Raw genomic sequence first — 21,769 nt, 5'->3', positions numbered from 1 at the left:
CAGCGGAGGCACCCACACCATCAAAGGCGGTTTTTCCAGACGGTCTGCACGTTACAAAACTCATGCAGGCCAAAGTGAGAAAGTTCGCGGCCAAAGCCACTTTTCTTCACACCACCAAACGCAACGCGAGCATCGCTGGCGCTGTAACCATTGATAAATACGCCACCACACTCCAGGCGTGACGCCATCTTCTGCGCCAGCGCTTCATCTGCAGTAAACACCGTGGCGGATAAGCCGAAATCACTGTCATTCGCCAGCGCTAAGGCATGTTCAGCATTCTTCGCCACGGTAATTGCCGCAACCGGACCAAACAGCTCCTGGCGGAACGCCGTCATCTCTGGAGTGACATCGCCCAGTACCGTCACGGCATAGTAATTGCCCTGACCCGCAATTTTATCCCCGCCGAGAAGTAACCGTGCCCCTTCGGAAAGGGTGGCTTCTACCTGCTGGTGCAGCTCATCACGCAGATCAAATCGCGCCATCGGCCCCAGATCGTTTTCTTCGTTCAGCGGATCACCCATTTTGAGCTCGCTCGCAGCGGCCACAAAGCGTGAAGTAAATTCTGCCGCAATCCCTTCTTCGATAATAAAGCGCTTGGCTGCCGCACAAACCTGCCCGGTGTTCTGATAACGCCCAGCGACCGCTGCCTTAACGGCCAGATCGAGGTCAGCATCATTGAGGACAATAAACGGATCGGAGCCGCCCAGTTCAAGCACACATTTTTTCAGCGCGGCACCCGCCTGGGCGCCAATCGCCGCACCGGCACGTACACTGCCTGTCACCGTTACCGCCGTAATACGCGGGTCATTGATCATCTGACTGACCCCGGCGTTATCGGCATTCACCCAACCGTAAACCCCCGCAGGTACACCCGCATCAGCGAAAACCTGCGCAATAATTGCAGCACAGCCGGTTACGTTAGGCGCATGCTTTAACAGGTAACCATTTCCGGCCAACAGAATCGGGACGGCACCTCGCATTACCTGCCAGAGCGGGAAGTTCCACGGCATGATCGCCAGAATGGTTCCTACCGGACGATATTCAATCACCGCCTGATTATTCTCCACCAGCGTAGGTTCCGGATTGAGCATCGCCGGTCCATGCTCGGCGTACCAGTCACACAATGCAGCTGACTTGGCGACTTCAGCACGCGCCTGCTTAATGGGTTTACCCATTTCACGTGAGATACACCGCGCCATCTCTTCCGCACGATGGCGCAGAGCTTGCCCGATCTGGCGCAGCGTTTGCGCACGGTGCTCAACGGAAGTATGTTTCCATTCGCTATAGCCATTCGCGGCAAGGTTCAGCGCATGATCAATCTCTTCCGCGCTGGCCCACGGCATCGCCGTCAGCCTTTCACCGCTGGCAGGGTCAATGGAAATCGCATGTGTTGCTGCTGTGATAGTCATAAGTGCCTCTTTTTATCGCAGGGTATGGTTATATCATGAGCATATTTACTCTTTCTGAAAAATGAATAATATTAACCATACCATTCACGAATAGAGAAGATTATGGATCTGACGCAGCTGGAAATGTTCAATGCCGTCGCGGAGACTGGCAGTATTACACAGGCCGCCGCGAAAGTGCATCGCGTGCCATCCAATCTCACCACCCGTATACGTCAGCTTGAAGCCGACCTGGGCGTTGATCTGTTTATTCGTGAAAACCAGCGCCTGCGGCTTTCCCCATCCGGGCACAACTTTTTGCGCTACAGCCAGCGGATCCTGGCACTGGTTGAGGAAGCCAGGATGGTCGTCGCCGGGGATGAGCCACAAGGACTCTTCTCTCTCGGCTCGCTTGAAAGTACAGCAGCAGTACGCATCCCCGCCACGCTGGCTGAATATAACCAGCGTTACCCCAAAATTCAGTTCGCGCTGGCGACAGGTCCTTCAGGCACAATGCTGGACGGCGTACTCGACGGTACATTGAACGCGGCCTTTGTCGATGGCCCGATTACCCATCCGGGACTTGAAGGAATGCCGGTCTACCGTGAAGAGATGATGATCGTGACGCCGCACGGCCATCCCCCCATTCAGCGGGCCAGCGACGTCAACGGTTGCAGTATTTACGCCTTTCGCGCCAACTGTTCCTATCGCCGCCATTTTGAAAGCTGGTTTCATGCCGATCGCGCCATGCCCGGCACCATTCATGAAATGGAGTCATATCATGGCATGCTGGCCTGCGTCATTGCCGGCGCGGGTATCGCACTAATCCCGCGATCGATGCTGGAGAGTATGCCAGGGCATCATCAGGTCAACGCCTGGCCGCTAAGCGAGAACTGGCGCTGGCTGAATACATGGCTGGTCTGGCGCAGAGGTGCAATGACACGTCAGCTGGAAGCGTTTATTGAGGTGTTGAACCCTCAGTTATCACAGAGCCCGGAGTAACTGGCAATCCTCAAAGAACATGAATACCTGTAAATCCGGGTGAAGTCATACGCCCGGAATTTCATTATTATTGAAATACTTAAAAATCCGAGGAATGTTCGGCAGCACATTGTGGCGCCCTGCCAATGAAATGAGATCCATATCACAAAATGATTGTATTTTCGCCAGCAAACGTTTTAAGATCGTGGCCTTACCTTTTCGCAGCTAATCCTCTTATTTGATATGACAACAGACACTGTTTCCCGCAAGGTCGCGTGGCTACGGGTAGTTACGCTTGCCATTGCCGGTTTTATTTTCAATACCACCGAGTTTGTCCCTGTCGGCTTGCTGTCCGACATCGCACAAAGCTTCAATATGCAGACCGCTCAGGTCGGGATCATGCTGACGATCTACGCCTGGGTTGTCGCCCTGATGTCGCTCCCTTTTATGTTACTTACCAGTCAGGTGGAGCGCCGAAAACTGCTGATCTGTCTGTTTGTTGTGTTTATCGCCAGCCATGTGCTCTCTTTCCTGGCATGGAATTTTACCGTGCTGGTAATTAGCCGTATTGGTATTGCTTTTGCGCACGCTATTTTCTGGTCGATTACCGCATCGCTGGCGATCCGCCTGGCCCCTGCCGGTAAACGTGCACAGGCTCTCAGCCTGATTGCCACTGGCACCGCACTGGCGATGGTGTTGGGGCTGCCAATCGGGCGTATCGTCGGTCAGTATTTTGGCTGGCGCACGACCTTCTTCGCCATCGGTATGGGGGCGTTAGTTACCTTGCTTTGCCTGATAAAGCTCCTGCCCAAACTACCCAGTGAGCACTCCGGCTCTTTAAAAAGCCTGCCGGTGTTATTCCATCGTCCGGCATTGATGAGTCTGTATCTACTGACGGTGATTGTGGTCACCGCACATTACACGGCCTACAGCTATATCGAGCCGTTTGTGCAGACCGTCGCGGGTCTGAGCGCAAACTTTGCTACCGTGCTGTTGCTGGTTCTGGGTGGCGCGGGAATTGTCGGTAGCGTCATTTTCGGTAAGCTGGGGAATCTGCATGCGTCAGTGCTGATTAGCAGTGCCATTGCCCTGTTGACGGTATGTTTGGTGCTGTTACTTCCCGCTGCTGACAGCGAAATGCACCTTGCTGTCCTGAGTATTTTCTGGGGCGTCGCCATCATGCTGATAGGTCTGGGAATGCAGGTGAAAGTGCTGGCGCTTGCTCCGGATGCGACTGACGTCGCAATGGCACTATTCTCAGGTATCTTTAATATCGGTATTGGCGCTGGTGCGCTGGTAGGCAATCAGGTGAGTTTACACTGGTCGATGTCTACAATTGGTTACGTCGGCGCAGTGCCTGCCGTTGCCGCGTTGATATGGTCGGTGATTATCTTTCGTAAATGGCCGGTATCGTTGGAAGAACAGCCTCAGCATTCGTGAAAAATGTGCCCGGTAGACATTAACGATTACCGGGCACAGCGTTCTAAGCGTAGGTTTTAATAATTTCCAGCACGCCGTTAATAATAAACTGCACGCCCATACACACCAGTAAGAAGCCCATCAAACGAGAAATCGCTTCGATACCACCTTTGCCGACGAGGCGCATGATCCCCCCGGAACTGCGCAAACAGCCCCACAGGATAATCCCAACAACCGCAAAAATAATCGGCGGTGCAACCATGATCACCCAGTCCGGAAATTCGGAACCATGACGCACGGTTGACGCGGAACTGATGATCATCGCAATCGTCCCCGGACCGGCAGTGCTTGGCATAGCCAGCGGTACAAAGGCGATATTGGCAGTCGGCTCGTCTTCCAGCTCTTCTGACTTGCTTCTCGCTTCCGGAGAATCATGCGCCTTCTGCTGCGGAAACAGCATCCGGAAGCCGATAAACGCAACGATTAACCCACCCGCAATACGTAGTCCGGGAATCGAAATCCCGAAGGTATTCATCACAAGTTGCCCGGCATAGTACGCCACCATCATGATGGCAAACACGTAAACGGACGCCATGAGTGACTGACGGTTACGCTCTGCGCTGTTCATATTGCCGGCAAGGCCAAGGAACAACGCTACGGTGGTTAACGGGTTTGCCAACGGTAACAGGACTACCAGCCCAAGTCCTATCGCTTTAAACAAGTCCATCATAATGTCATCTTTCCTGTGCGTTAATCGTCAACGGCAAGTATACGGTGAAATCCGCGAGATAAGCCATTTTCGCGATGTAAGGATTCATTTTTCATCCACGCGTATAAACCATAATTATCAGATCGTTAAAATTACACCCATTGGGCGTTGAGTCTGATGATTTAACAAAACGTGGCATTTGCTGACTCATTCATTTGACTTATATTTGCCTAAGCAATAATATCAGCCGTGACTAATTACTTGCCAGGGCAACCATTGTGAAAAACACCAGTGATCTGTTTAACGAAATCATCCCACTGGGTCGTTTGATCTATATGGTTAATCAGAAAAAAGATCGTTTGCTAAACGACTATCTGTCACCGCTGGATATCACGGCATCGCAGTTCAAGGTGCTCTGCTCCATCCGTTGCGCGGTGTGCATCACCCCTGTCGAATTGAAAAAAGTGCTGTCTGTCGACCTTGGCGCCCTGACGCGAATGCTGGACAGACTGGCCTGTAAAGGCTGGATCGAAAGGCTTCCGAATCCACATGACAAGCGTGGCGTGCTGGTGAAACTCACTGAGCATGGCGCAGCAATTTGCGAGCAGTGTCATCAATTAGTAGGGCAAGACCTGCACCAGGAACTAACAAAAAACTTAACGGCGGATGAAGTAGCCACACTTGAGCACTTGCTTAAGAGAATCCTGCCGTAAACAGAAAGAGGTATGACGATGTCCAGACGCAATACTGACACAATCACTATTCATAGCATTTTGGACTGGATCGAAAATAACCTTGAATCGCCGCTCTCGCTGGAAAAAGTGTCAGAGCGTTCAGGTTACTCCAAATGGCACCTGCAACGGATGTTTAAAAAAGAAACCGGTCATTCACTGGGTCAATACATTCGCAGCCGTAAAATGACTGAAATAGCGCAAAAATTAAAAGAGAGTAACGAGCCCATTCTTTATCTGGCAGAGCGTTACGGTTTTGAGTCTCAGCAGACGCTGACCCGGACATTCAAAAACTATTTTGATGTTCCGCCGCATAAGTACCGTATGACGAATATGCACGGCGAATCACGCTATTTGCTTCCACTCAATCAATGTAATTGCTAATCGCCAGTTAACGACGTAACCGAGGAAATCATGAAACTTCTGTCTTATGCAATGCTGGCCCTGATGTTTGTTATTTCGGGCCAGAGCATGGCGGAACAGACCGCGCAACCTGCCACCCAGAACAGTCGCGACGCGATGATTATGCCCCCTGCGCACGATCAGTCCCCGTTCGATTTTAATCATATGGGTGCAGGCAGCGACAAGTCCGACGAATTAGGTGTGCCTTATTACAATATGCGCAACCTGTAATTATATTGCCCCGCCACTGCGGGGCTTTTTTTAGCCCCTCACCGACGCAACCTTACTCAACCGAAAGCCAAACACATTGATATACAACCCTGCCATGATCAGTAGCGCACCGAGCAGTTGCAATCCGGTCAGCGTTTCATCCAGCAGCACGACCGCACTCGCCAGTCCAACGACCGGCACCAGCAGCGACAACGGCGCGACACGCCAGGTTTCATAGCGTCCGAGTAACGAACCCCAGATACCGTAACCCACAATGGTCGCCACAAACGCCAGATAAACCAGTGAAAGAATAGTGGTCATATCTATCTCCACCAGACTGTGGGTCATTTGCGTTGGACCATCCAGAAGCCATGATGCCAGGAAGAACGGAACAATGGGAATTAACGCGCTCCATACCACCAACGACATAACGGCCGGACGCGATGTATGCTGCATGATTTTTTTGTTAAAGATATTGCCGCAGGCCCAGCTTAGCGCCGCCGCCAGCGTCAGCATAAAACCGAGCATGCCAACATGCTGACCATTCAGACTGGCCTCAATCAGTACCAGCACGCCAAATACCGCCAGCGCAATCCCAACCAATTGTTTACCCTGCAGACGCTCACCGAAAGCAAATGCGCCCAGAACAATGGTAAAAAACGCCTGAGCCTGCAATACCAGAGAAGCTAACCCTGCAGGCATGCCGAATTTGATAGCGCTAAAGAGAAATGCGAACTGCCCAAAACTGATGGTCAGGCCATAGCCGAGCAATAACGAAAGTGGGATTTTCGGCCTGGCAACAAAGAGTATTGCCGGAAACGCCACCAGTAAAAAACGCAATCCCGCCAACATTAGCGGTGGCATATTGTGCAGACCCACTTTAATAACGACAAAGTTCAGTCCCCAAACCACGACAACCAGTAACGCTAACAACCCGTCTTTACGCGACATACCACCGCCCCTGCAAATATTAAATTTTTGTAAACAAGTTAAAGTAACGGAAATCGTTGTGCCGTAACAGATCATTATTTCAGGTAGGCCACGCAAGGCATTTTCGGACAACTTATTGAGTGTACATCACAGTTTTGACATGCTATTTGTTTCTTATATCTAAAAAAAACATAACAACATGCATTGTCGGGCAGGCAAATGAATATCTCCTTGAGAAGGTCCACTCTCGCGTTACTCGCGTCATCTTTGTTATTAACAATTGGCCGTGGCGCCACTCTGCCATTTATGACGATTTACCTCAGTCGGCAGTATCATCTGAGCGTTGACCTGATCGGCTATGCGATGACGGTCGCGCTGACCATTGGCGTGGTGTTCAGCCTTGGCTTTGGTATTCTGGCCGACAAGTTCGATAAAAAACGCTATATGCTGCTGGCAATTTGTGGCTTTGCTTCTGGCTTTATTGCAATCCCGCTGGTGCATAACGTGGCGGTAGTGGTTTTACTCTTTGCCCTGATCAACTGTGCCTACTCCGTCTTCGCCACGGTGCTGAAGGCCTGGTTTGCCGATAATCTGTCTGCCACCAACAAGACTAAAATTTTCTCGCTTAACTATACCGTGCTGAATATTGGCTGGACCGTTGGTCCACCGCTGGGCACTCTACTGGTGATGCAAAGCATTAACCTGCCATTCTGGCTGGCTGCCGCCTGTTCAGCATTGCCACTGGTGTTTATCCAGACCTGGGTAAAACGTTCGACAGCACCATCAGAAGGTTTAAACGCCGCGGTGTGGTCCCCTTCGGTACTCCTGCGCGACCGGGCATTATTTTGGTTTACGTTATCGGCCTTTCTGGCATCGTTTGTTGGCGGTGCTTTTGCGTCCTGTATTTCGCAATACGTTATGGTGGTAGCGGATGGCGATTTTGCCGAGAAAGTGGTAGCAGTCGTCCTGCCCGTTAACGCCGCCATCGTAGTATCACTGCAATACGCACTTGGTCGCAGGCTCACCGCCACGAATATCCGCCCGTTGATGACAGTGGGTACAGTCTTCTTTGTCGTTGGCCTGGTCGGTTTCGCTTTCTCCGGCAACAGTCTGTTGTTATGGGGAATTTCTGCTGCGTTTTTCACTATCGGCGAAGTCATTTACGCGCCGGGTGAATACATGCTTATCGACAACATCGCGCCAGCAGGCATGAAAGCCAGCTATTTTTCCGCCCAGTCGTTGGGCTGGCTTGGCGCAGCGGTTAACCCATTAGTCAGCGGCGTCATTTTAACCACATTGCCGCCATGGTCGCTGTTTGTCGCGCTGATAGTGGCGATCGTTCTTGCCTGGGCGCTCATGATAAAAGGCATGCGCGCCAAGCCCTGGGGGCAGACGGTGGTCTGCTGATGAGTATAGCGACAGAGCCGAAGCCGCTCTGTCGCATACCTCAGATTGCAACCAGTCCCCGAACGCCCTCGGCCTCCATATTTTTACCATCGCCGCTTTGAATAATGCTGCCCCGCGACATGAGCAGGTATTTGTCGGCCAGCTGCTGCGCAAAATCGTAGAATTGCTCCACCAGCAATATAGCCATATCCCCCCGGTGCGCCAGTTGAGAAATCACCTGACCAATCTCTTTAATCACCGACGGCTGGATCCCTTCCGTTGGCTCATCAAGAATCAACAACTGTGGGCGACTTGCCAGCGCTCGTCCAATGGCCAGTTGCTGCTGTTGCCCGCCGGACAAATCTCCGCCACGCCGATGCTTCATCTCCTGTAAAACTGGAAAGAGCGCGTAAATATCATCAGGCACATGTCGGGCCTCCGGTGCTGAAAAACGGGAAAGACCGAGCAGCAGATTCTCTTCGACCGTCAAACGCGGAAAAATATCACGCCCCTGTGGGACATACGCCACACCGGCTCTGACCCGCTGGTGTGGCTTCCAGTGAGTGACATTTTTATCCTGCCAGAGTACGCTTCCGCTACGGGCCGGAATAAGCCCCATCAGACACTTTAGTAGTGTTGTTTTCCCCACGCCGTTACGCCCCAGCAAGCATGTCACCTCACCGATACGCGCTTCAAAGCTCACCCCGCGCAGAATATGGCTGCCACCATAATATTGATTCAGTTCTTTCACCTGCAGCATGTAAACTCCTTAACGCCCGAGATAGACTTCAATAACCTGCTCGTTGGCCTGCACATCGCGAAGACTCCCCTGAGCGAGGACACGTCCCTGATGTAATACTGTGACGCGATCGGCAATGGTTTCGACAAATCCCATATCGTGCTCAACAACCATCAGAGAGTGCTTACCGGCAAGCTGGCGAAACAGCTCCGCCGTGTATTCCGTTTCCGCATCCGTCATCCCCGCCGCGGGCTCATCCAGTAGCAGTAAATGCGGCTCCTGTACCAGCAGCATGCCAATTTCGAGAAACTGTTTTTGCCCATGCGAAAGCAGACCGGCGCGGCGGGCCCGCTCATTACCCAGCCGCAACAGCGCCAGTACTTCATCAATACGATCCCGTTGTTCGCCTGAGAGTCGTGCCCGTAGTGACCCCCAGACAGATTTATCATTTTTCAGCGCCAGCTCCAGGTTCTCTTCCACCGTTAATGCTTCAAATACCGTGGGCTTTTGAAATTTCCGTCCAATCCCCTGACGCGCGATGGCAATGGGATCGAGCGTTGTTAAATCGGTCGACTGATCGTATATCGCACGACCACTTTGCGGTCTGGTTTTACCGGTTATGACATCCATTAACGTCGTCTTCCCGGCGCCGTTAGGGCCAATAATACAGCGCAGCTCCCCGACGCCAATATTGAGCGAGAGATCCGTTAACGCCTGGAATCCGTCGAAATTAACGTTAATTTTTTCCAGTTGGAGTACCGGGTCCGTTTGTTCGCGAAACCGATCGCCAGGCATCTGGCGAGTAAAAAGTCCTTCATCCGGCTGCATTATTTGTCTCCTTTGCGAAACAGGCCAATCACACCACGGGGTAAAAAAAGCGTAACGCCAATAAAGATCAGGCCAAGAAACAACTGCCAGTATTCCGGCATAATGACGGTAAACAGGCTTTTAGCACCGTTCACCAGTACAGCGCCAAATACCGGGCCGATCAGGGTTCCACGTCCGCCGAGAGCAACCCAAATCGCCGCTTCAATCGAGTTGGTCGGCGATATTTCGCTGGGGTTGATAATCCCTACCTGCGGGACATAAAGCGCCCCGGCCAGGCCGCACAGTACAGCGGAAAGCGTCCACACCAGTAACTTGAAACCTTTCGGATCGTAACCACAGAACATCAAACGGTTCTCGGCATCGCGCACGGCGGTCAGAATACGACCAAACTTACTGCGGGCCAGCGCAAGTCCCAGCCATATTGCCAGCACCAGTAGCATAACCGTAGCCAGAAACAGCGCGATCCTGGTGGACGTTGCGGTCACCGGAAACCCCAGAATGGTGGTAAAACCGGTAAAACCGTTATTTCCACCAAAGCCGGTTTCATTGCGGAAAAACAGCAGCATTCCGGCGAAAGTCAGGGCCTGGGTCATGATGGAGAAATAGACACCTTTGATTTTTGAACGGAAGGCAAACCAACCAAATACCAGCGCCAGCAGGCCCGGCACCAGAACAACCAGCAGCATCGCCCAGAGAAAATGTTGCGTCCCCCACCAAAACCAGGGCAGCTCGCTCCACGACAGGAACGACATAAAGGCCGGTAATCCTTCGCCGGAAGCCTGGCGCATCAGGTACATTCCCATCGCATAGCCCCCCAGCGCGAAGAAAATACCGTGTCCCAGCGAGAGCATTCCGGCATAACCCCACACCAGATCCAGCGCAACGGCCACAATGGCATAGCAGAGAATTTTCCCGGCCAGCGTCAACGTCCACACCGATATGGCCAGCGGATGCTCCGCAGGTAACAGCGCAAGAAACGGCAGAATAATCAACGCCAGCAGTAAGCCCAGACCCAGCACGCGTGTTGTACGCGGCGCTTTACGCGCCAGCGTTATTGTCATTGGCATCGTCATCAGTCAATAACCCTCCCTTTCAGCGCGAACAGTCCCTGAGGTCGTTTCTGAATAAACAGAATGATCAACACCAGGATCATGATTTTGCCGAGAACCGCTCCCACCTGAGGCTCCAGAATTTTATTGAAGATCCCCAGCCCAAATGCCGCAGCCACGCTCCCGGCAAGCTGTCCAACGCCGCCCAGTACCACCACCAAAAACGAATCGATAATGTAGCTTTGCCCCAGCTCCGGTCCTACGTTACCTAGTTGCGAGAGCGCCACACCTCCCAGTCCGGCAATTCCTGAACCAAGGCCAAAGGCCAGCATATCGACTCGTCCCGTGGGTACGCCGCAGCAGGCCGCCATATTGCGATTTTGCGTCACGGCACGCACGCGCAGCCCGAGGCGCGTTTTATTCAACAGCAGCCAGGTGAAGAACAGCACCAGCATGGCAAAGCCAAGCACCACTATTCGGTTCCACGGCAATATCAGATTGGCATAAACCTGAATGCCGCCGGAAAGCCATGCCGGATTGGCGACTTCCAGGTTTTGCGCGCCAAAAGTCATACGCACCAACTGGATGAGCATCAGGCTGATACCCCAGGTCGCCAGTAGCGTTTCAAGCGGACGGCCATATAAATGGCGTATCACCCCACGCTCGAGCAGCATTCCTACTGCCGCAGTCAGCAAAAAGGCGACCGGAAGTGCAATAACCGGATACCAGGCTAACCCGTGCGGGAAAAACTGCCCCATCAGCTGTTGCACCATCCAGGTACAGTACGCCCCGAGCATCAACATCTCGCCATGCGCCATATTGATGACGCCGAGTAATCCATAGGTTATCGCCAGACCCAATGCCGCAAGCAGCAAAATAGAACCCAGTGACAGTCCCATGAAAGCTTGCCCTAGAAGATCCCCAACCTTCATGCGATGCGAGATGGAATTCAGACTTTCATCAGCGGCAGCACGCACTCGGGCATCGGGTTCATGTTCAGCCCGGGTGAATGGCTGCAGGCGCGCCTGAGTTTCAGGATCATTTGACGCCCCTAATAGTTCGATTGCCTGAAGCCTGACCTCCGGCGAGGTGCTGCTCAGTTGCAGATTTGCCAGTGCAATAGCGAGTGCGGATTTCACATCACCATCTGACTCCTGAGCCAGTCGTTGCTGTAAAAACGGCAGCATGCCCGGCTGCGCCTCACGCTGTAATGTACGAGCTGCCTTTACCCTTACCGTGACACTGTCACTTAAGAGCTGATGGACAGCCAACGCTCCGGCTACCAGATTACGCAGGCGGTTAGTCAGGCGAATTTTTTTTAGCTCGCCGTTTGGGGCTGTCGCTGTTCCTAACGGCTGTACGTGCGAGCCGTTCATGATAAAGGCATTTTTCGTGTTATCGGTCAGCAGGTTCTCATCTCGCAGCGCGCTGAGCAGCGGGATGCGCTGAACGTCAGGATTCACCGCCCATTGTTCAAGCAAGGCGGCCTGCTGAGCACGGTTGGCGGCGGTAAAGGTATCAGCATCTGCGGCCTGGGCTATCCACGGCAAAAACCACATCAGCAACAACACACCACGAATAAAGCGCATAGCTTTCATGAGCGTTCTCCAAAGCATTACCCTCCCGCAGGAGGGCGTTAGATCAGTTGCTGGCGGTTTTCACAGGCTGTTCAGATTTTTTATCATTACCGGCGATGTACGGACTCCACGGCTGGGCGCGGACCGGCTCATCGGTTTGCCACACCACGTTAAACTGGCCGTTGCCTTCAATCTCGCCAATCATGACGGGTTTATGCAGGTGATGGTTGGTCGCATCCATGGTCAGGGTAAAACCTGATGGCGCAGCGAAGGATTGCCCCGCCATAGCTGCACGAACTTTATCCACATCGGTAGTTCCGGCTTTTTCTACCGCCTGCGCCCACATATGCAGGCCAACATATGTGGCTTCCATTGGGTCGTTCGTCACCACCGAATCAGCATTCGGTAATTTGTGCGCTTTGGCATACGCCCGGTAATCAGCGACAAACTTTTTGTTGGCCGCATTATCGACGGACTCAAAGTAGTTCCAGGCGGCAAGGTTGCCCACCAGCGGTTTGGTATCAATACCGCGTAGCTCCTCCTCACCCACGGAAAAAGCCACCACCGGCACATCGGTGGCTTTCAGCCCCTGATTCGCTAACTCTTTATAGAACGGTACGTTAGAATCCCCATTGATGGTTGATACCACCGCCGTTTTTCCCCCTGCGGCGAATTTTTTAATGCTGGCGACAATGGTCTGGTAATCGCTGTGTCCGAATGGGGTGTACACCTCTTCGATGTCTTTATCGGCGACCCCTTTTGAGTGCAAAAAGGCGCGTAAAATTTTGTTGGTCGTGCGCGGATAAACATAATCTGTGCCCAGCAGGAAGAAGCGTTTCGCGCTACCGCCGTCCTCACTCATCAGATACTCAACCGCAGGGATCGCCTGCTGATTGGGGGCTGCGCCAGTATAGAAGACGTTAGGCGACATCTCCTCACCTTCATATTGCACCGGGTAAAACAGCAGACCGTTCAACTCTTCAAATACCGGTAGAACCGATTTACGCGAAACCGATGTCCAGCAGCCGAAAACTGCCGCCACCTTGTCCTGACTCAGCAGTTGTCTTGCTTTTTCAGCAAATAACGGCCAGTTCGAGGCCGGGTCAACCACCACCGGTTCCAGCTTTTTACCCAACACACCGCCCTGAGCATTTATTTCATCGATGGTCATCAACGCCACATCTTTTAGCGGCGTTTCGGATATGGCCATCGTGCCGGATAACGAATGCATGATGCCAACTTTAATGGTGTCGGCTGCCTGAACGCTAAAACTCACGCCCATTGCGACAACAGAGGCAGAAAGTGCAAAAGCTTTTAAAAATGTACGACGCTGCATAGTTTCACTCCTGAAATTAGACTTGCTGAAAGCTCCGGTGCAGCCGGGCAGACAAAACGGTGCAAATTAAGGGTGTTCAGAAGTGATAAGGCAAAAACGATGCCAGATATTAAAACCTCATATAAAATCAATAAATTAGCATCTCACGCACATAAATCAGTATTACATTTTCCCGCCAAAAGGATTAATCAAACGAAAAATTGAACCACCATGAGACAACTCTGCATTATTAACGTGCAACAACCTGTATCCGCAGCACACCGTCATAACAGCGTCTCAGGGTTTAAAAACAGGGTTATTTGTGCGCAGATAAATGTGTCTCGTCACTATTATTTATTTTATTCGACGTGATCATGTCAAAAATTTACTTTTCAGTCGAAATAATCACACAGTTCAGCCTTTGTTTAAGATTGAATAGCTACTATAGTCATAAGCGAGGTGAACTTAAGGTAAGAGAGGAAACTCACAGATAAAGGAGCATTTACTATGCTGGGTAATATGAATATTTTTATGGCTGTTCTGGGAATTATTTTATTTTCCGGTTTCCTGGCCGCGTATTTTAGCCACAGATGGGATGATTGATGAACGGAGATAGTCCTGCACCGACCCGGCCCCTTGTAGCGTAACTGCACAAGGGGCCATTTTTTTACCTGAATCGCACTCGCTGTGCCTTTTTCCTGATTTACAGATAAAAAAAACCGCCGGATAAACCAGCGGTAAATGCTTGCATGGATAGATTTGTGTTTTGCTTTTATACGCTATCTGGCAATTCCCTGCGAAGATAACGGATAGTCAGCTAACCTATCATCGACAACCCCAATGAAAGTTAAACGAAACGCAACTACCTCAAAGCGTTTTTCGAAAACTCACGCACTGAGGGGATACGAGGTTCCGTCATTGGTGTCCACCAACGCAATTTGCTCATTTTCATCCATAAACATGCAGCGATTCCTGCCGGTCTGTTTCCCCTGATACATCGCCCTGTCGGCCCGACCAAGCGCGGTATCCAGCGTTTCACCCTGTTGAACCCGGGTTATGCCTGCCGTCACCGTGATACCGATCTCTCCCTCAGCGTAGGGAATTTTTTTCTGACCAATCAGACGACAAAGTCGCAAACCCGCCTGGCATGCCTGCTCGTCTGTTTTTGTTCTGATGATGATAATGAACTCTTCTCCACCGTAGCGGTACGCCGCCTCATCATATCGCGTCCATGACAATAAATTTGATGCCAGAGCCCGCAATACCACGTCACCAACCAAATGGCCGTAGGTATCGTTAACGTATTTAAAACGATCGATATCTAACAACAATATATAAAGATTAAGCGGTTCGGCATCGAGCAACTGCCGATCAAAAGACTCATCAAGCATTCTTCTGCCAGGTAAACCTGTTAATGCGTCGATATTACTGCGGATACTCAATAAATATATTTTGTAGTCCATTACAGATGAGGTAAATGCCAGCAGCGCATCCTGGAAGCTGTCGAAATGCCATGAATGGCTACGATTCTCCACGATAGCCATTAGCAATTTCTTGCCTGATAAATGCATCTTTTCGTGGGTGGCGCTTATCTTGCTTACGTAACTACAATCATCCTCATTGTACCGTGATTGATTATTAAGCCACTGTCCAAATCGACAAGCAAAATGCGAGTTTTCACCCATAATATCTGGCTGCGTAACATCTGAAGACACCACGCAGCGGAACATGGTCACTAACCATTTGTAGTGGGCATCAATGGACTTGTTCAACTCAATCAAAATTGCATCTATTTCCTTCGTATTTCTCATCATCACGTTCTCCCTCCCTGTTCGAGCGTTTCTGATGGAATTATCTTAACGATAAAAAAGAAAATTTATGTAAATTTTTTAATAGTAATTAATAAATCATAATTAACAGGATATTACGCTATACCATCTGTTGTGGCATAGCGTTGTCACTAAAGTGGTCAAACCAATAACGGTTCATTCAGCATTTCATTAAGCCCAATCACCTCTAATTGATCGGATGTGTATGTTTTGTCGCCTCTGGCATATTGATACGCAGAACCATGGGAAAACCCGGATTCACGCGCTTCTTTATACCGTGCGATGATTTCAGCATTTGAGCGTGAAACATGTGGCGTAAACGGAGTGACGCTGGATTGTACAATTGTACTATCTGCACATCCGGACATAACAAGCACAGCTATTAGAACCCCTATTTTCATTAACAATTACCTGAGAAACCTGCCCGTACATGAACGCTAATCTTATCAAACATCCAAAGGCATCATCATTATTAAACTAGCATTCCTGAATATATTTCATCATCATTTGTTGATAACCATTATTGTCAACTTTCATATAAAACCCTAAAAATTGCCATCTTTAAAAATAATAAAAAACCGGGCATCACGCCCGGCTCAATATTCTGGCTAATAATCTCTTAGACGCTCAAACCACGATGTTCCAGCATTGGCTCCATTTTTGGATCTCGCCCGCTCCATTGGCGATAAAGTTCAGTTAAATCAGTACCGTTACCGCGGGACAAAATCGCTTCACGGAACTTTTGCCCGTTTTCACGAGTTAATCCGCCCTGCTCTACAAACCACTGATAGCCGTCATCGGCCAGCATTTGCGTCCACAAATAGGCGTAATAACCTGCGGCATAACCGCCGCCGAAGATATGGGCAAAATAGCTGCTGCGATAACGAGGCGGCACAGCCTTGAGATCCAAACCTTCAGCCGCCAGCGCCTGCTGTTCAAATTGTTCGACCGAAAGAGATAACGCGCTCTTTTCCAGACTGTGCCAACGCATATCCAACAATGCGGCACTGAGCAGTTCGGTCATGTCGTAACCTTTGTTAAACAGGCTGGCCCGCTGCATCTTATTCCGCAACGCCTGCGGCATTTGCTCCCCGGTATCAACATGACGAGCAAAACGAGCAAAGACCTGCGGATGACTCGCCCAGTGTTCGTTGATCTGCGAAGGAAACTCAACAAAATCACGCGGAGTGTTGGTCCCTGAAAGCGTGGCATAACGCTGAGTGGCGAACAGGCCGTGCAACGTGTGCCCAAACTCATGAAATAACGTAATAACATCATCCCACAATAACAATGCAGGCTGACCCTTTGCTGGTTTTTGATAATTACACACGTTGTAAATAACCGGCCGGGTTTCATTGAGTTGCGATTGCTCAACAAAATTGCCCATCCAGGCACCACCGCTTTTCGATTCCCGGGCAAAGAAATCGCCGTAAAATAACGCCAGCCCTACGCCATCGTGATCGAATATTTCCCATACCCTAACATCCGGGTGATAAACAGGAATGTCGAACCGTTCTATAAATTTTATGCCAAAGAGTTGATTAGCTGTCCAGAAAACGCCCTCGTTCAGCACCGTATCAAGGGCAAAGTAAGGTTTGAACTGCGCCTCATCAAGTGCATATTTCTCACGACGAACCTGCTCGGCATAAAATGCCCAGTCCCAGGCCTCGACGTTAAATTTCCCCTGTTCGTGATTGATAACATTCTGGATTTCGGCCTGTTCATCCAATGCCCTGGCTCGCGCAGCGGGAACAATCGCCCGCATGAAATTGAGTGCAGCTTCCGGTGTTTTTGCCATCTGATCGGCAATTTTCCAGGCGGCGTAATTGGCAAAACCGAGTAGTTTCGCCTGCTGCATCCGGATCTCGACCAGTCGCTGAATAATCGCCCGAGTATCGTTAGCGTCATTGTTTTCTGCTCTCGTCCATGCGCGGTTGAACAGATTCTCACGGGTCTGGCGATCGCGTAACGCCGCAAGCGCCGGTTGCTGAGTCGTGTTCAATAGCGGGATAACCCAACGCGCTTCAAGCCCTTTCTCCTTTGCAGCTTCGGCGGCAACAGCAATTTCCTCTGCGCTGAGTCCGTCCAGGTAACGTGCATCATCCACCACCAGAGCACCGGACTTGTTCGCCGCCAGCAGACGTTGATTAAACTGGCTGGTCAACGTGGCGGACTCTGTATTGAGCGCTTTAAGGTTCGCTTTATCGACCTCATTTAAACGCGCGCCGGCTAATACAAAACGCTGGTGGATGACCTCCAGCAAGCGTAATGATTCGCTATCCAACCCCAGCGAACCTCGCCGTTGCCAGACCGCTTCAACGCGCGAAAAAAGCGCGCCATTGAGATAAATATCATTGGCAAGGTTCGCCAGTTCTGCGGAAAATTCTTCGTCAAGGCGCTGTAGTTCATCGTTGGTGTGCGCCGCCGTCATCGCGAAGAAAACGCTGGTTACGCGTGTCAGCAAAGCGCCGCTTTGTTCAAGCGCCAGCAACGTATTGGCAAAATCAGGGGCCTGCGGGTTTTGCACAATCGCCTCGATCTCTGCACGTTTTTGCCGCACGCCTTCATCGAACGCTGGGCGATAGTGCTGCACCTCTATCTGATCAAACTGCGGTGCCTGGTACGGCAACGTGCTGTGACGTAAAAAAGGATTCGTTAACGACATCTTTCACTCCTGAAAACGATTTGTTTACCAGAGTAGACTTCCCAGGAATCAACCGCAATCGCGTTACGCAGGAATAGCTCTGAACGGAAATGACGTGCTATGGTAGTACGACATAAAAAGCGTTGAGGAACAGTGAGATGATCGTTTTAGTAACCGGAGCAACCGCAGGTTTTGGTGAGTGCATTACGCGTCGTTTTATTGAGAATGGGCATAAAGTTATTGCCACCGGACGCCGCCAGGAGCGCCTGCAGGAACTGAAAGAGGAATTGGGTGACCGCCTCTATACCGCGCAACTGGACGTACGTAATCGTGCATCGATTGAAGAGATGATGGACGCCCTTCCTGCTGAATGGCGCAATATTGATGTTCTGGTCAACAACGCGGGTCTGGCGCTGGGCCTTGAGCCTGCTCACAAGGCCAGCATTGAAGACTGGGAGAATATGATCGACACCAACAACAAGGGGCTGGTTTATATGACCCGTGCCGTTCTGCCTGGCATGGTTGAACGCAACCGCGGTCATATTATCAATATCGGTTCTACCGCGGGCAGTTGGCCATACGCTGGCGGTAACGTCTACGGTGCGACCAAAGCGTTTGTTCGCCAGTTTAGCCTGAATTTACGTACTGATTTACACGGCACTGCAATTCGCGTTACCGACATCGAACCGGGTCTGGTTGGCGGTACGGAGTTCTCTAATGTCCGTTTTAAAGGTGATGACGCCAAAGCTGAAAAAGCCTACGAAAATACCACGGCGCTGACTCCGCAAGATGTTACAGAAGCGGTATGGTGGGTGGCTTCTTTACCGGCTCATGTCAATATCAACACCCTTGAAATGATGCCTGTCACACAGTCTTTTGCCGGGCTGAGTATCCACCGGAGCTAATTTCTCTGCCCGGCCTTGTGCCGGGTATAGATAGCCTGAAAGAAGTGATAAAATATCCGGGTTAACTCTCTAAAAAGTAAGAATGAATGACCGTAGAAACGCAGCTCAACCCTACACAGCCAGTAAATCAACAGATTTACCGTATTCTTCGCCGTGATATCGTGCATTGTCTGATTGCACCCGGTACACCGCTGTCGGAGAAAGAGGTTTCTGTACGCTTTAATGTGTCACGCCAGCCGGTACGAGAAGCATTCATCAAACTGGCCGAGAACGGTCTGATTCAGATCCGCCCGCAGCGTGGCAGCTACGTGAATAAAATTTCGCTGTCGCAGGTGCAAAACGGCTGTTTTGTTCGCCAGGCAATTGAATGTGCCGTGGTACGCCGCGCCGCATCACTGATCAACGATCAACAGTGCTATCAGCTTGAACAGAATTTGCATCAGCAGCGCATCGCAATTGACCGAAAACAGATTAATGATTTCTTCCAGCTTGATGATGAGTTTCATCAGAAACTGGCTTTAATCGCCGAGTGCCAACTCGCCTGGGATACCGTTGAGAATATAAAGGCTACAATTGACCGCGTTCGTTATATGAGCCTGGATCATATTTCCCCGCCTGAGATGCTGCTACGCCAGCATCACGATATCTTTGCCGCCCTTGAGAAGCATGATGGCGATGCGGTCGAGCGCGCAATGATGCTCCATCTTCAGGAAATTGGTGAGTCCGTTCAGCTTATTCGCCAGGAAAATAGCGACTGGTTCAGCGAAGATTAATACTACGCTCACCTCACTCCGGGGTGAGTTTCTCCTGCGTTTTCCCAGCGCCCGCATAACTGCATAAAAAAAGCTGTGATTTTGATCGAAAACAAAAAAAATCATTAATGAGAAGCGTATTTATATTGCGCCCGTTACGTGGGACTAAAAGCCCACGGGCTTTGACGGTAAGTTGGAAAGGAGAAAACACCATGAAAACATACGATCGTAACCGTAACGCAATCACCACTGGCAGCCGCGTCATGATCAGCGACACCGGACTCACAGGCCGCATTACAGCAATAGATACTGATGGCCTGACCGCTGAGCAGATTCGCCGCGGGAAAACAGTGGAAATCGAAGGATGTGAAGGCAAATACGCCCCCCTCGAGCTGATTCGTTTAGGCATGAACTAATTGGTGTGAATGCCAGAAAACACAGCGCCATCTGGCCGTTGCAAGCCAGATGGCGACATAAAGCATAATCTTCGTTACTTCAGTTTTGCTGCATACTTCGCAACCGTCGCCTTCGCCCCTTCAGCCAGTAAAGTAAGATACGCTTGTGTGACCTGACGGTTGAACAGTTCAACCTGTGGCAGTTCACGGCCAAAAATAGCATCGATTGCCAGCAGCGCCTGAACGCGCTCTTCGCCTTCGTTGCTGCTACGCACCGCATTCTGGATCACCGGCAACAGTGGATCGCTAATTTCAATCGCCTGGCCCTGTTCATCCACACCACCGACGTAACGCATCCAACCAGCGACACCCAGTGCCAGCAGCGCAAAGTCACTACCGTGCACAATGTGCCAACGAATGGAATCAAGCATACGCTGCGGCAGTTTTTGGCTACCGTCCATGGCGATCTGCCAGGTACGATGACGCAGCGCCGGATTGCTGTAGCGTTCAATTAACAGATCGGCGTAGCGCTGTAGGTCAACACCTTTTACTTTCAGCGTAGGTGCTTGTTCCTGCAACATCAGCGCACGTGCAGCAAGACGATAGTTTTCATCGCCCATGCAATCGTTAATATGTTGATATCCCGCCAGATACCCAAGATACGCAAGGAAAGAGTGGCTGCCGTTGAGCATACGCAGTTTCATCTCTTCAAACGGAATGACATCAGCTACCAGTTCCGCCCCGGCCTTTTCCCATTCAGGACGGCCGGCAACAAAGTTATCTTCAATTACCCACTGGCGGAACGGTTCGCATGCCACGCCTGCCGGGTCGCGTACACCGGTGATATGTTCAATTTTGTCCAGCGTCTCCTGCGTAACCGCCGGGACAATGCGGTCAACCATTGTTGATGGGAATGTCACATGTTGTTCGATCCACGCGGCCAGTTCCATATCTACCGCTCGGGCATATGCAATGACAACATTGCGCATCACATGACCGTTTTCTGGCATGTTATCGCAGGACATCACGGTAAAGGCGGCTAAACCCGCGGTTTTGCGACGTGCCAGGGCTTCAACCACCACGCCCGGCGCAGTTTTAGGCTGTTTGGGGTTTTGCAGATCGGCGGCAATCATCGGGTTGTCTAACATCAGTTGGCCGGTCGCCGGAGAATGGCAGTATCCTTTCTCGGTGATGGTCAGGGAAACGATCGCGACCTGCGGTTCACACATCGCTGCCAGTACGCTTTCCAGACCATCAACCTGCGCATGCAATGCATTTTTCACCACGCCCACGACTCTCGCAGTCCAGGCATCAGCAGACATCTCTGCAACGGTATACAGATTATCTTGCTGTTTCAGATCGAAAATCTGCTGCTCGCCGCCAATCAGGTTCACCTCGTAGTAGCCCCAGTCACTGCCGTGATCGGCGGCCAGAATGTCAGCGTAAACACCCTGATGTGCGCGATGAAACGCGCCAAACCCCAGATGAACAATACGCGGAACCAGTTTTGTACGATCGTAGTCAGGAAGTGCAGCCTTTGCCGCTAAGAGCTTGTTTTGCATGGTATGGCCTACTTATAAATG

22 protein-coding genes are annotated in these 21,769 nt (G+C 51.1%); 10 read left to right on the top strand and 12 right to left on the bottom strand.

Annotated elements, in window-relative coordinates:
* Positions 1-20: 20 nt before the first annotated feature.
* A complete protein-coding gene (gene sad / locus OGY10_RS11675) occupies positions 21-1,409 on the bottom strand; it encodes a succinate-semialdehyde dehydrogenase (RefSeq protein ID WP_286576765.1) in 1,389 nt (462 codons plus the stop codon).
* A gap of 102 nt (positions 1,410-1,511) precedes the next feature.
* Here sad and ptrR point away from each other — a divergent pair, with 102 nt between their 5' ends.
* On the top strand, positions 1,512-2,387 hold the full coding sequence (ptrR, locus tag OGY10_RS11670) for a putrescine utilization regulator PtrR (protein WP_048214206.1): 876 nt from the start codon (positions 1,512-1,514) through the stop codon (positions 2,385-2,387).
* A gap of 222 nt (positions 2,388-2,609) precedes the next feature.
* On the top strand, positions 2,610-3,806 hold the full coding sequence (locus tag OGY10_RS11665; RefSeq protein WP_032943422.1) for a sugar transporter: 1,197 nt from the start codon (positions 2,610-2,612) through the stop codon (positions 3,804-3,806).
* Positions 3,807-3,849: 43 nt separating this feature from the next.
* Here OGY10_RS11665 and OGY10_RS11660 read toward each other — a convergent pair whose 3' ends face one another.
* On the bottom strand, positions 3,850-4,515 hold the full coding sequence (locus tag OGY10_RS11660) for a MarC family NAAT transporter (protein ID WP_003832936.1): 666 nt from the start codon (positions 4,513-4,515) through the stop codon (positions 3,850-3,852).
* 257 nt (positions 4,516-4,772) lie between these two features.
* Here OGY10_RS11660 and marR point away from each other — a divergent pair, with 257 nt between their 5' ends.
* The 3 genes from marR to marB are packed head-to-tail and all read left to right on the top strand — an operon-like array spanning position 4,773 to position 5,858.
* Positions 4,773-5,207, top strand: a complete 435-nt coding sequence (gene marR, locus OGY10_RS11655) for a multiple antibiotic resistance transcriptional regulator MarR (protein WP_003832935.1) — start codon at positions 4,773-4,775, stop codon at positions 5,205-5,207.
* Positions 5,208-5,225: 18 nt separating this feature from the next.
* Positions 5,226-5,609 carry an MDR efflux pump AcrAB transcriptional activator MarA gene (marA, locus tag OGY10_RS11650; protein ID WP_003032424.1) on the top strand — a complete coding sequence of 128 codons (384 nt, stop codon included), beginning with the start codon at positions 5,226-5,228 and terminating at the stop codon, positions 5,607-5,609.
* A gap of 30 nt (positions 5,610-5,639) precedes the next feature.
* Positions 5,640-5,858 (top strand): multiple antibiotic resistance protein MarB, encoded by a 219-nt coding sequence (gene marB / locus OGY10_RS11645; RefSeq protein WP_008784747.1) that lies wholly within the window; start codon positions 5,640-5,642, stop codon positions 5,856-5,858.
* A 30-nt stretch (positions 5,859-5,888) separates the two neighbouring features.
* On the opposite strand, the gene eamA is transcribed toward marB, so the two are convergent.
* Positions 5,889-6,788: an O-acetylserine/cysteine exporter gene (gene eamA / locus OGY10_RS11640; protein WP_191226016.1), complete on the bottom strand. Its 900-nt coding sequence runs from the start codon at positions 6,786-6,788 to the stop codon at positions 5,889-5,891.
* A 198-nt stretch (positions 6,789-6,986) separates the two neighbouring features.
* Between eamA and ydeE the strand changes: the two genes are divergently transcribed.
* Positions 6,987-8,174: an efflux MFS transporter YdeE gene (gene ydeE, locus OGY10_RS11635; RefSeq protein WP_060682224.1), complete on the top strand. Its 1,188-nt coding sequence runs from the start codon at positions 6,987-6,989 to the stop codon at positions 8,172-8,174.
* A gap of 40 nt (positions 8,175-8,214) precedes the next feature.
* On the opposite strand, the gene urtE is transcribed toward ydeE, so the two are convergent.
* From urtE to urtA, 5 genes are read right to left on the bottom strand one after another with little or no spacing between them, the layout of a single operon-like run.
* Complete coding sequence (gene urtE, locus OGY10_RS11630; RefSeq protein ID WP_048214207.1) at positions 8,215-8,913, bottom strand: urea ABC transporter ATP-binding subunit UrtE; 699 nt, start codon at positions 8,911-8,913, stop codon at positions 8,215-8,217.
* 9 nt (positions 8,914-8,922) lie between these two features.
* Entirely contained in the window at positions 8,923-9,720 is a 798-nt protein-coding gene (gene urtD, locus OGY10_RS11625) for an urea ABC transporter ATP-binding protein UrtD (protein ID WP_048235402.1), read from the bottom strand.
* Complete coding sequence (urtC, locus tag OGY10_RS11620) at positions 9,720-10,793, bottom strand: urea ABC transporter permease subunit UrtC (RefSeq protein ID WP_191226017.1); 1,074 nt, start codon at positions 10,791-10,793, stop codon at positions 9,720-9,722. The genes urtD and urtC overlap by 1 nt, the downstream gene beginning before the upstream one ends.
* Positions 10,793-12,367 carry an urea ABC transporter permease subunit UrtB gene (gene urtB / locus OGY10_RS11615; protein WP_071692395.1) on the bottom strand — a complete coding sequence of 525 codons (1,575 nt, stop codon included), beginning with the start codon at positions 12,365-12,367 and terminating at the stop codon, positions 10,793-10,795. Before urtB ends, urtC begins: the two co-directional genes overlap by 1 nt.
* Before the next feature lie 43 nt (positions 12,368-12,410).
* Complete coding sequence (gene urtA, locus OGY10_RS11610) at positions 12,411-13,682, bottom strand: urea ABC transporter substrate-binding protein (protein ID WP_003832925.1); 1,272 nt, start codon at positions 13,680-13,682, stop codon at positions 12,411-12,413.
* A gap of 486 nt (positions 13,683-14,168) precedes the next feature.
* Here urtA and mgtS point away from each other — a divergent pair, with 486 nt between their 5' ends.
* Positions 14,169-14,264 carry a protein MgtS gene (gene mgtS, locus OGY10_RS11605; RefSeq protein WP_003032406.1) on the top strand — a complete coding sequence of 32 codons (96 nt, stop codon included), beginning with the start codon at positions 14,169-14,171 and terminating at the stop codon, positions 14,262-14,264.
* Positions 14,265-14,548: 284 nt separating this feature from the next.
* On the opposite strand, the gene OGY10_RS11600 is transcribed toward mgtS, so the two are convergent.
* From OGY10_RS11600 to dcp, 3 genes are all read right to left on the bottom strand, one after another.
* A complete protein-coding gene (locus OGY10_RS11600; protein WP_008784739.1) occupies positions 14,549-15,475 on the bottom strand; it encodes a diguanylate cyclase in 927 nt (308 codons plus the stop codon).
* A gap of 155 nt (positions 15,476-15,630) precedes the next feature.
* On the bottom strand, positions 15,631-15,891 hold the full coding sequence (locus OGY10_RS11595; protein ID WP_020996405.1) for a hypothetical protein: 261 nt from the start codon (positions 15,889-15,891) through the stop codon (positions 15,631-15,633).
* 218 nt (positions 15,892-16,109) lie between these two features.
* Positions 16,110-18,155 carry a peptidyl-dipeptidase Dcp gene (gene dcp, locus OGY10_RS11590; RefSeq protein ID WP_079934012.1) on the bottom strand — a complete coding sequence of 682 codons (2,046 nt, stop codon included), beginning with the start codon at positions 18,153-18,155 and terminating at the stop codon, positions 16,110-16,112.
* A 137-nt stretch (positions 18,156-18,292) separates the two neighbouring features.
* Here dcp and ydfG point away from each other — a divergent pair, with 137 nt between their 5' ends.
* From ydfG to ydfZ, 3 genes are all read left to right on the top strand, one after another.
* Entirely contained in the window at positions 18,293-19,039 is a 747-nt protein-coding gene (gene ydfG / locus OGY10_RS11585; protein ID WP_020996406.1) for a bifunctional NADP-dependent 3-hydroxy acid dehydrogenase/3-hydroxypropionate dehydrogenase YdfG, read from the top strand.
* Positions 19,040-19,125: 86 nt separating this feature from the next.
* The gene (locus OGY10_RS11580; RefSeq protein WP_003032396.1) at positions 19,126-19,812 is read left to right on the top strand and encodes a GntR family transcriptional regulator; all 687 of its coding nucleotides are present in this window, start codon (positions 19,126-19,128) and stop codon (positions 19,810-19,812) included.
* A gap of 191 nt (positions 19,813-20,003) precedes the next feature.
* Positions 20,004-20,207 carry a putative selenium delivery protein YdfZ gene (gene ydfZ / locus OGY10_RS11575; RefSeq protein ID WP_003032393.1) on the top strand — a complete coding sequence of 68 codons (204 nt, stop codon included), beginning with the start codon at positions 20,004-20,006 and terminating at the stop codon, positions 20,205-20,207.
* 74 nt (positions 20,208-20,281) lie between these two features.
* Here the strand turns inward: ydfZ and OGY10_RS11570 are convergent, their stop codons facing one another.
* Positions 20,282-21,748, bottom strand: coding sequence for a mannitol dehydrogenase family protein (locus tag OGY10_RS11570; RefSeq protein WP_008784735.1), 1,467 nt, complete (start codon positions 21,746-21,748; stop codon positions 20,282-20,284).
* Positions 21,749-21,769: the final 21 nt, after the last annotated feature.

Source organism: Citrobacter sp. Cpo148, assembly GCF_030332375.1.
GTDB lineage: Bacteria > Pseudomonadota > Gammaproteobacteria > Enterobacterales > Enterobacteriaceae > Citrobacter > Citrobacter portucalensis.
The sequence above is the reverse complement of the archived record's forward strand: the minus strand, read 5'-3'. Positions and strand labels throughout refer to the sequence as shown.

Bases quoted from the DNA above. Each gene is read 5' to 3' on its own strand.
- sad (WP_286576765.1), bottom strand. From the start codon at position 1,409: ATGACTATCACAGCAGCAACACATGCGATTTCCATTGACCCTGCCAGC.
- ptrR (WP_048214206.1), top strand. From the start codon at position 1,512: ATGGATCTGACGCAGCTGGAAATGTTCAATGCCGTCGCGGAGACTGGC.
- OGY10_RS11665 (WP_032943422.1), top strand. From the start codon at position 2,610: ATGACAACAGACACTGTTTCCCGCAAGGTCGCGTGGCTACGGGTAGTT.
- OGY10_RS11660 (WP_003832936.1), bottom strand. From the start codon at position 4,515: ATGATGGACTTGTTTAAAGCGATAGGACTTGGGCTGGTAGTCCTGTTA.
- marA (WP_003032424.1), top strand. From the start codon at position 5,226: ATGTCCAGACGCAATACTGACACAATCACTATTCATAGCATTTTGGAC.
- marB (WP_008784747.1), top strand. From the start codon at position 5,640: ATGAAACTTCTGTCTTATGCAATGCTGGCCCTGATGTTTGTTATTTCG.
- eamA (WP_191226016.1), bottom strand. From the start codon at position 6,788: ATGTCGCGTAAAGACGGGTTGTTAGCGTTACTGGTTGTCGTGGTTTGG.
- ydeE (WP_060682224.1), top strand. From the start codon at position 6,987: ATGAATATCTCCTTGAGAAGGTCCACTCTCGCGTTACTCGCGTCATCT.
- urtE (WP_048214207.1), bottom strand. From the start codon at position 8,913: ATGCTGCAGGTGAAAGAACTGAATCAATATTATGGTGGCAGCCATATT.
- urtD (WP_048235402.1), bottom strand. From the start codon at position 9,720: ATGCAGCCGGATGAAGGACTTTTTACTCGCCAGATGCCTGGCGATCGG.
- urtC (WP_191226017.1), bottom strand. From the start codon at position 10,793: ATGACGATGCCAATGACAATAACGCTGGCGCGTAAAGCGCCGCGTACA.
- urtB (WP_071692395.1), bottom strand. From the start codon at position 12,367: ATGAAAGCTATGCGCTTTATTCGTGGTGTGTTGTTGCTGATGTGGTTT.
- urtA (WP_003832925.1), bottom strand. From the start codon at position 13,682: ATGCAGCGTCGTACATTTTTAAAAGCTTTTGCACTTTCTGCCTCTGTT.
- mgtS (WP_003032406.1), top strand. From the start codon at position 14,169: ATGCTGGGTAATATGAATATTTTTATGGCTGTTCTGGGAATTATTTTA.
- OGY10_RS11600 (WP_008784739.1), bottom strand. From the start codon at position 15,475: ATGATGAGAAATACGAAGGAAATAGATGCAATTTTGATTGAGTTGAAC.
- OGY10_RS11595 (WP_020996405.1), bottom strand. From the start codon at position 15,891: ATGAAAATAGGGGTTCTAATAGCTGTGCTTGTTATGTCCGGATGTGCA.
- dcp (WP_079934012.1), bottom strand. From the start codon at position 18,155: ATGTCGTTAACGAATCCTTTTTTACGTCACAGCACGTTGCCGTACCAG.
- ydfG (WP_020996406.1), top strand. From the start codon at position 18,293: ATGATCGTTTTAGTAACCGGAGCAACCGCAGGTTTTGGTGAGTGCATT.
- OGY10_RS11580 (WP_003032396.1), top strand. From the start codon at position 19,126: ATGACCGTAGAAACGCAGCTCAACCCTACACAGCCAGTAAATCAACAG.
- ydfZ (WP_003032393.1), top strand. From the start codon at position 20,004: ATGAAAACATACGATCGTAACCGTAACGCAATCACCACTGGCAGCCGC.
- OGY10_RS11570 (WP_008784735.1), bottom strand. From the start codon at position 21,748: ATGCAAAACAAGCTCTTAGCGGCAAAGGCTGCACTTCCTGACTACGAT.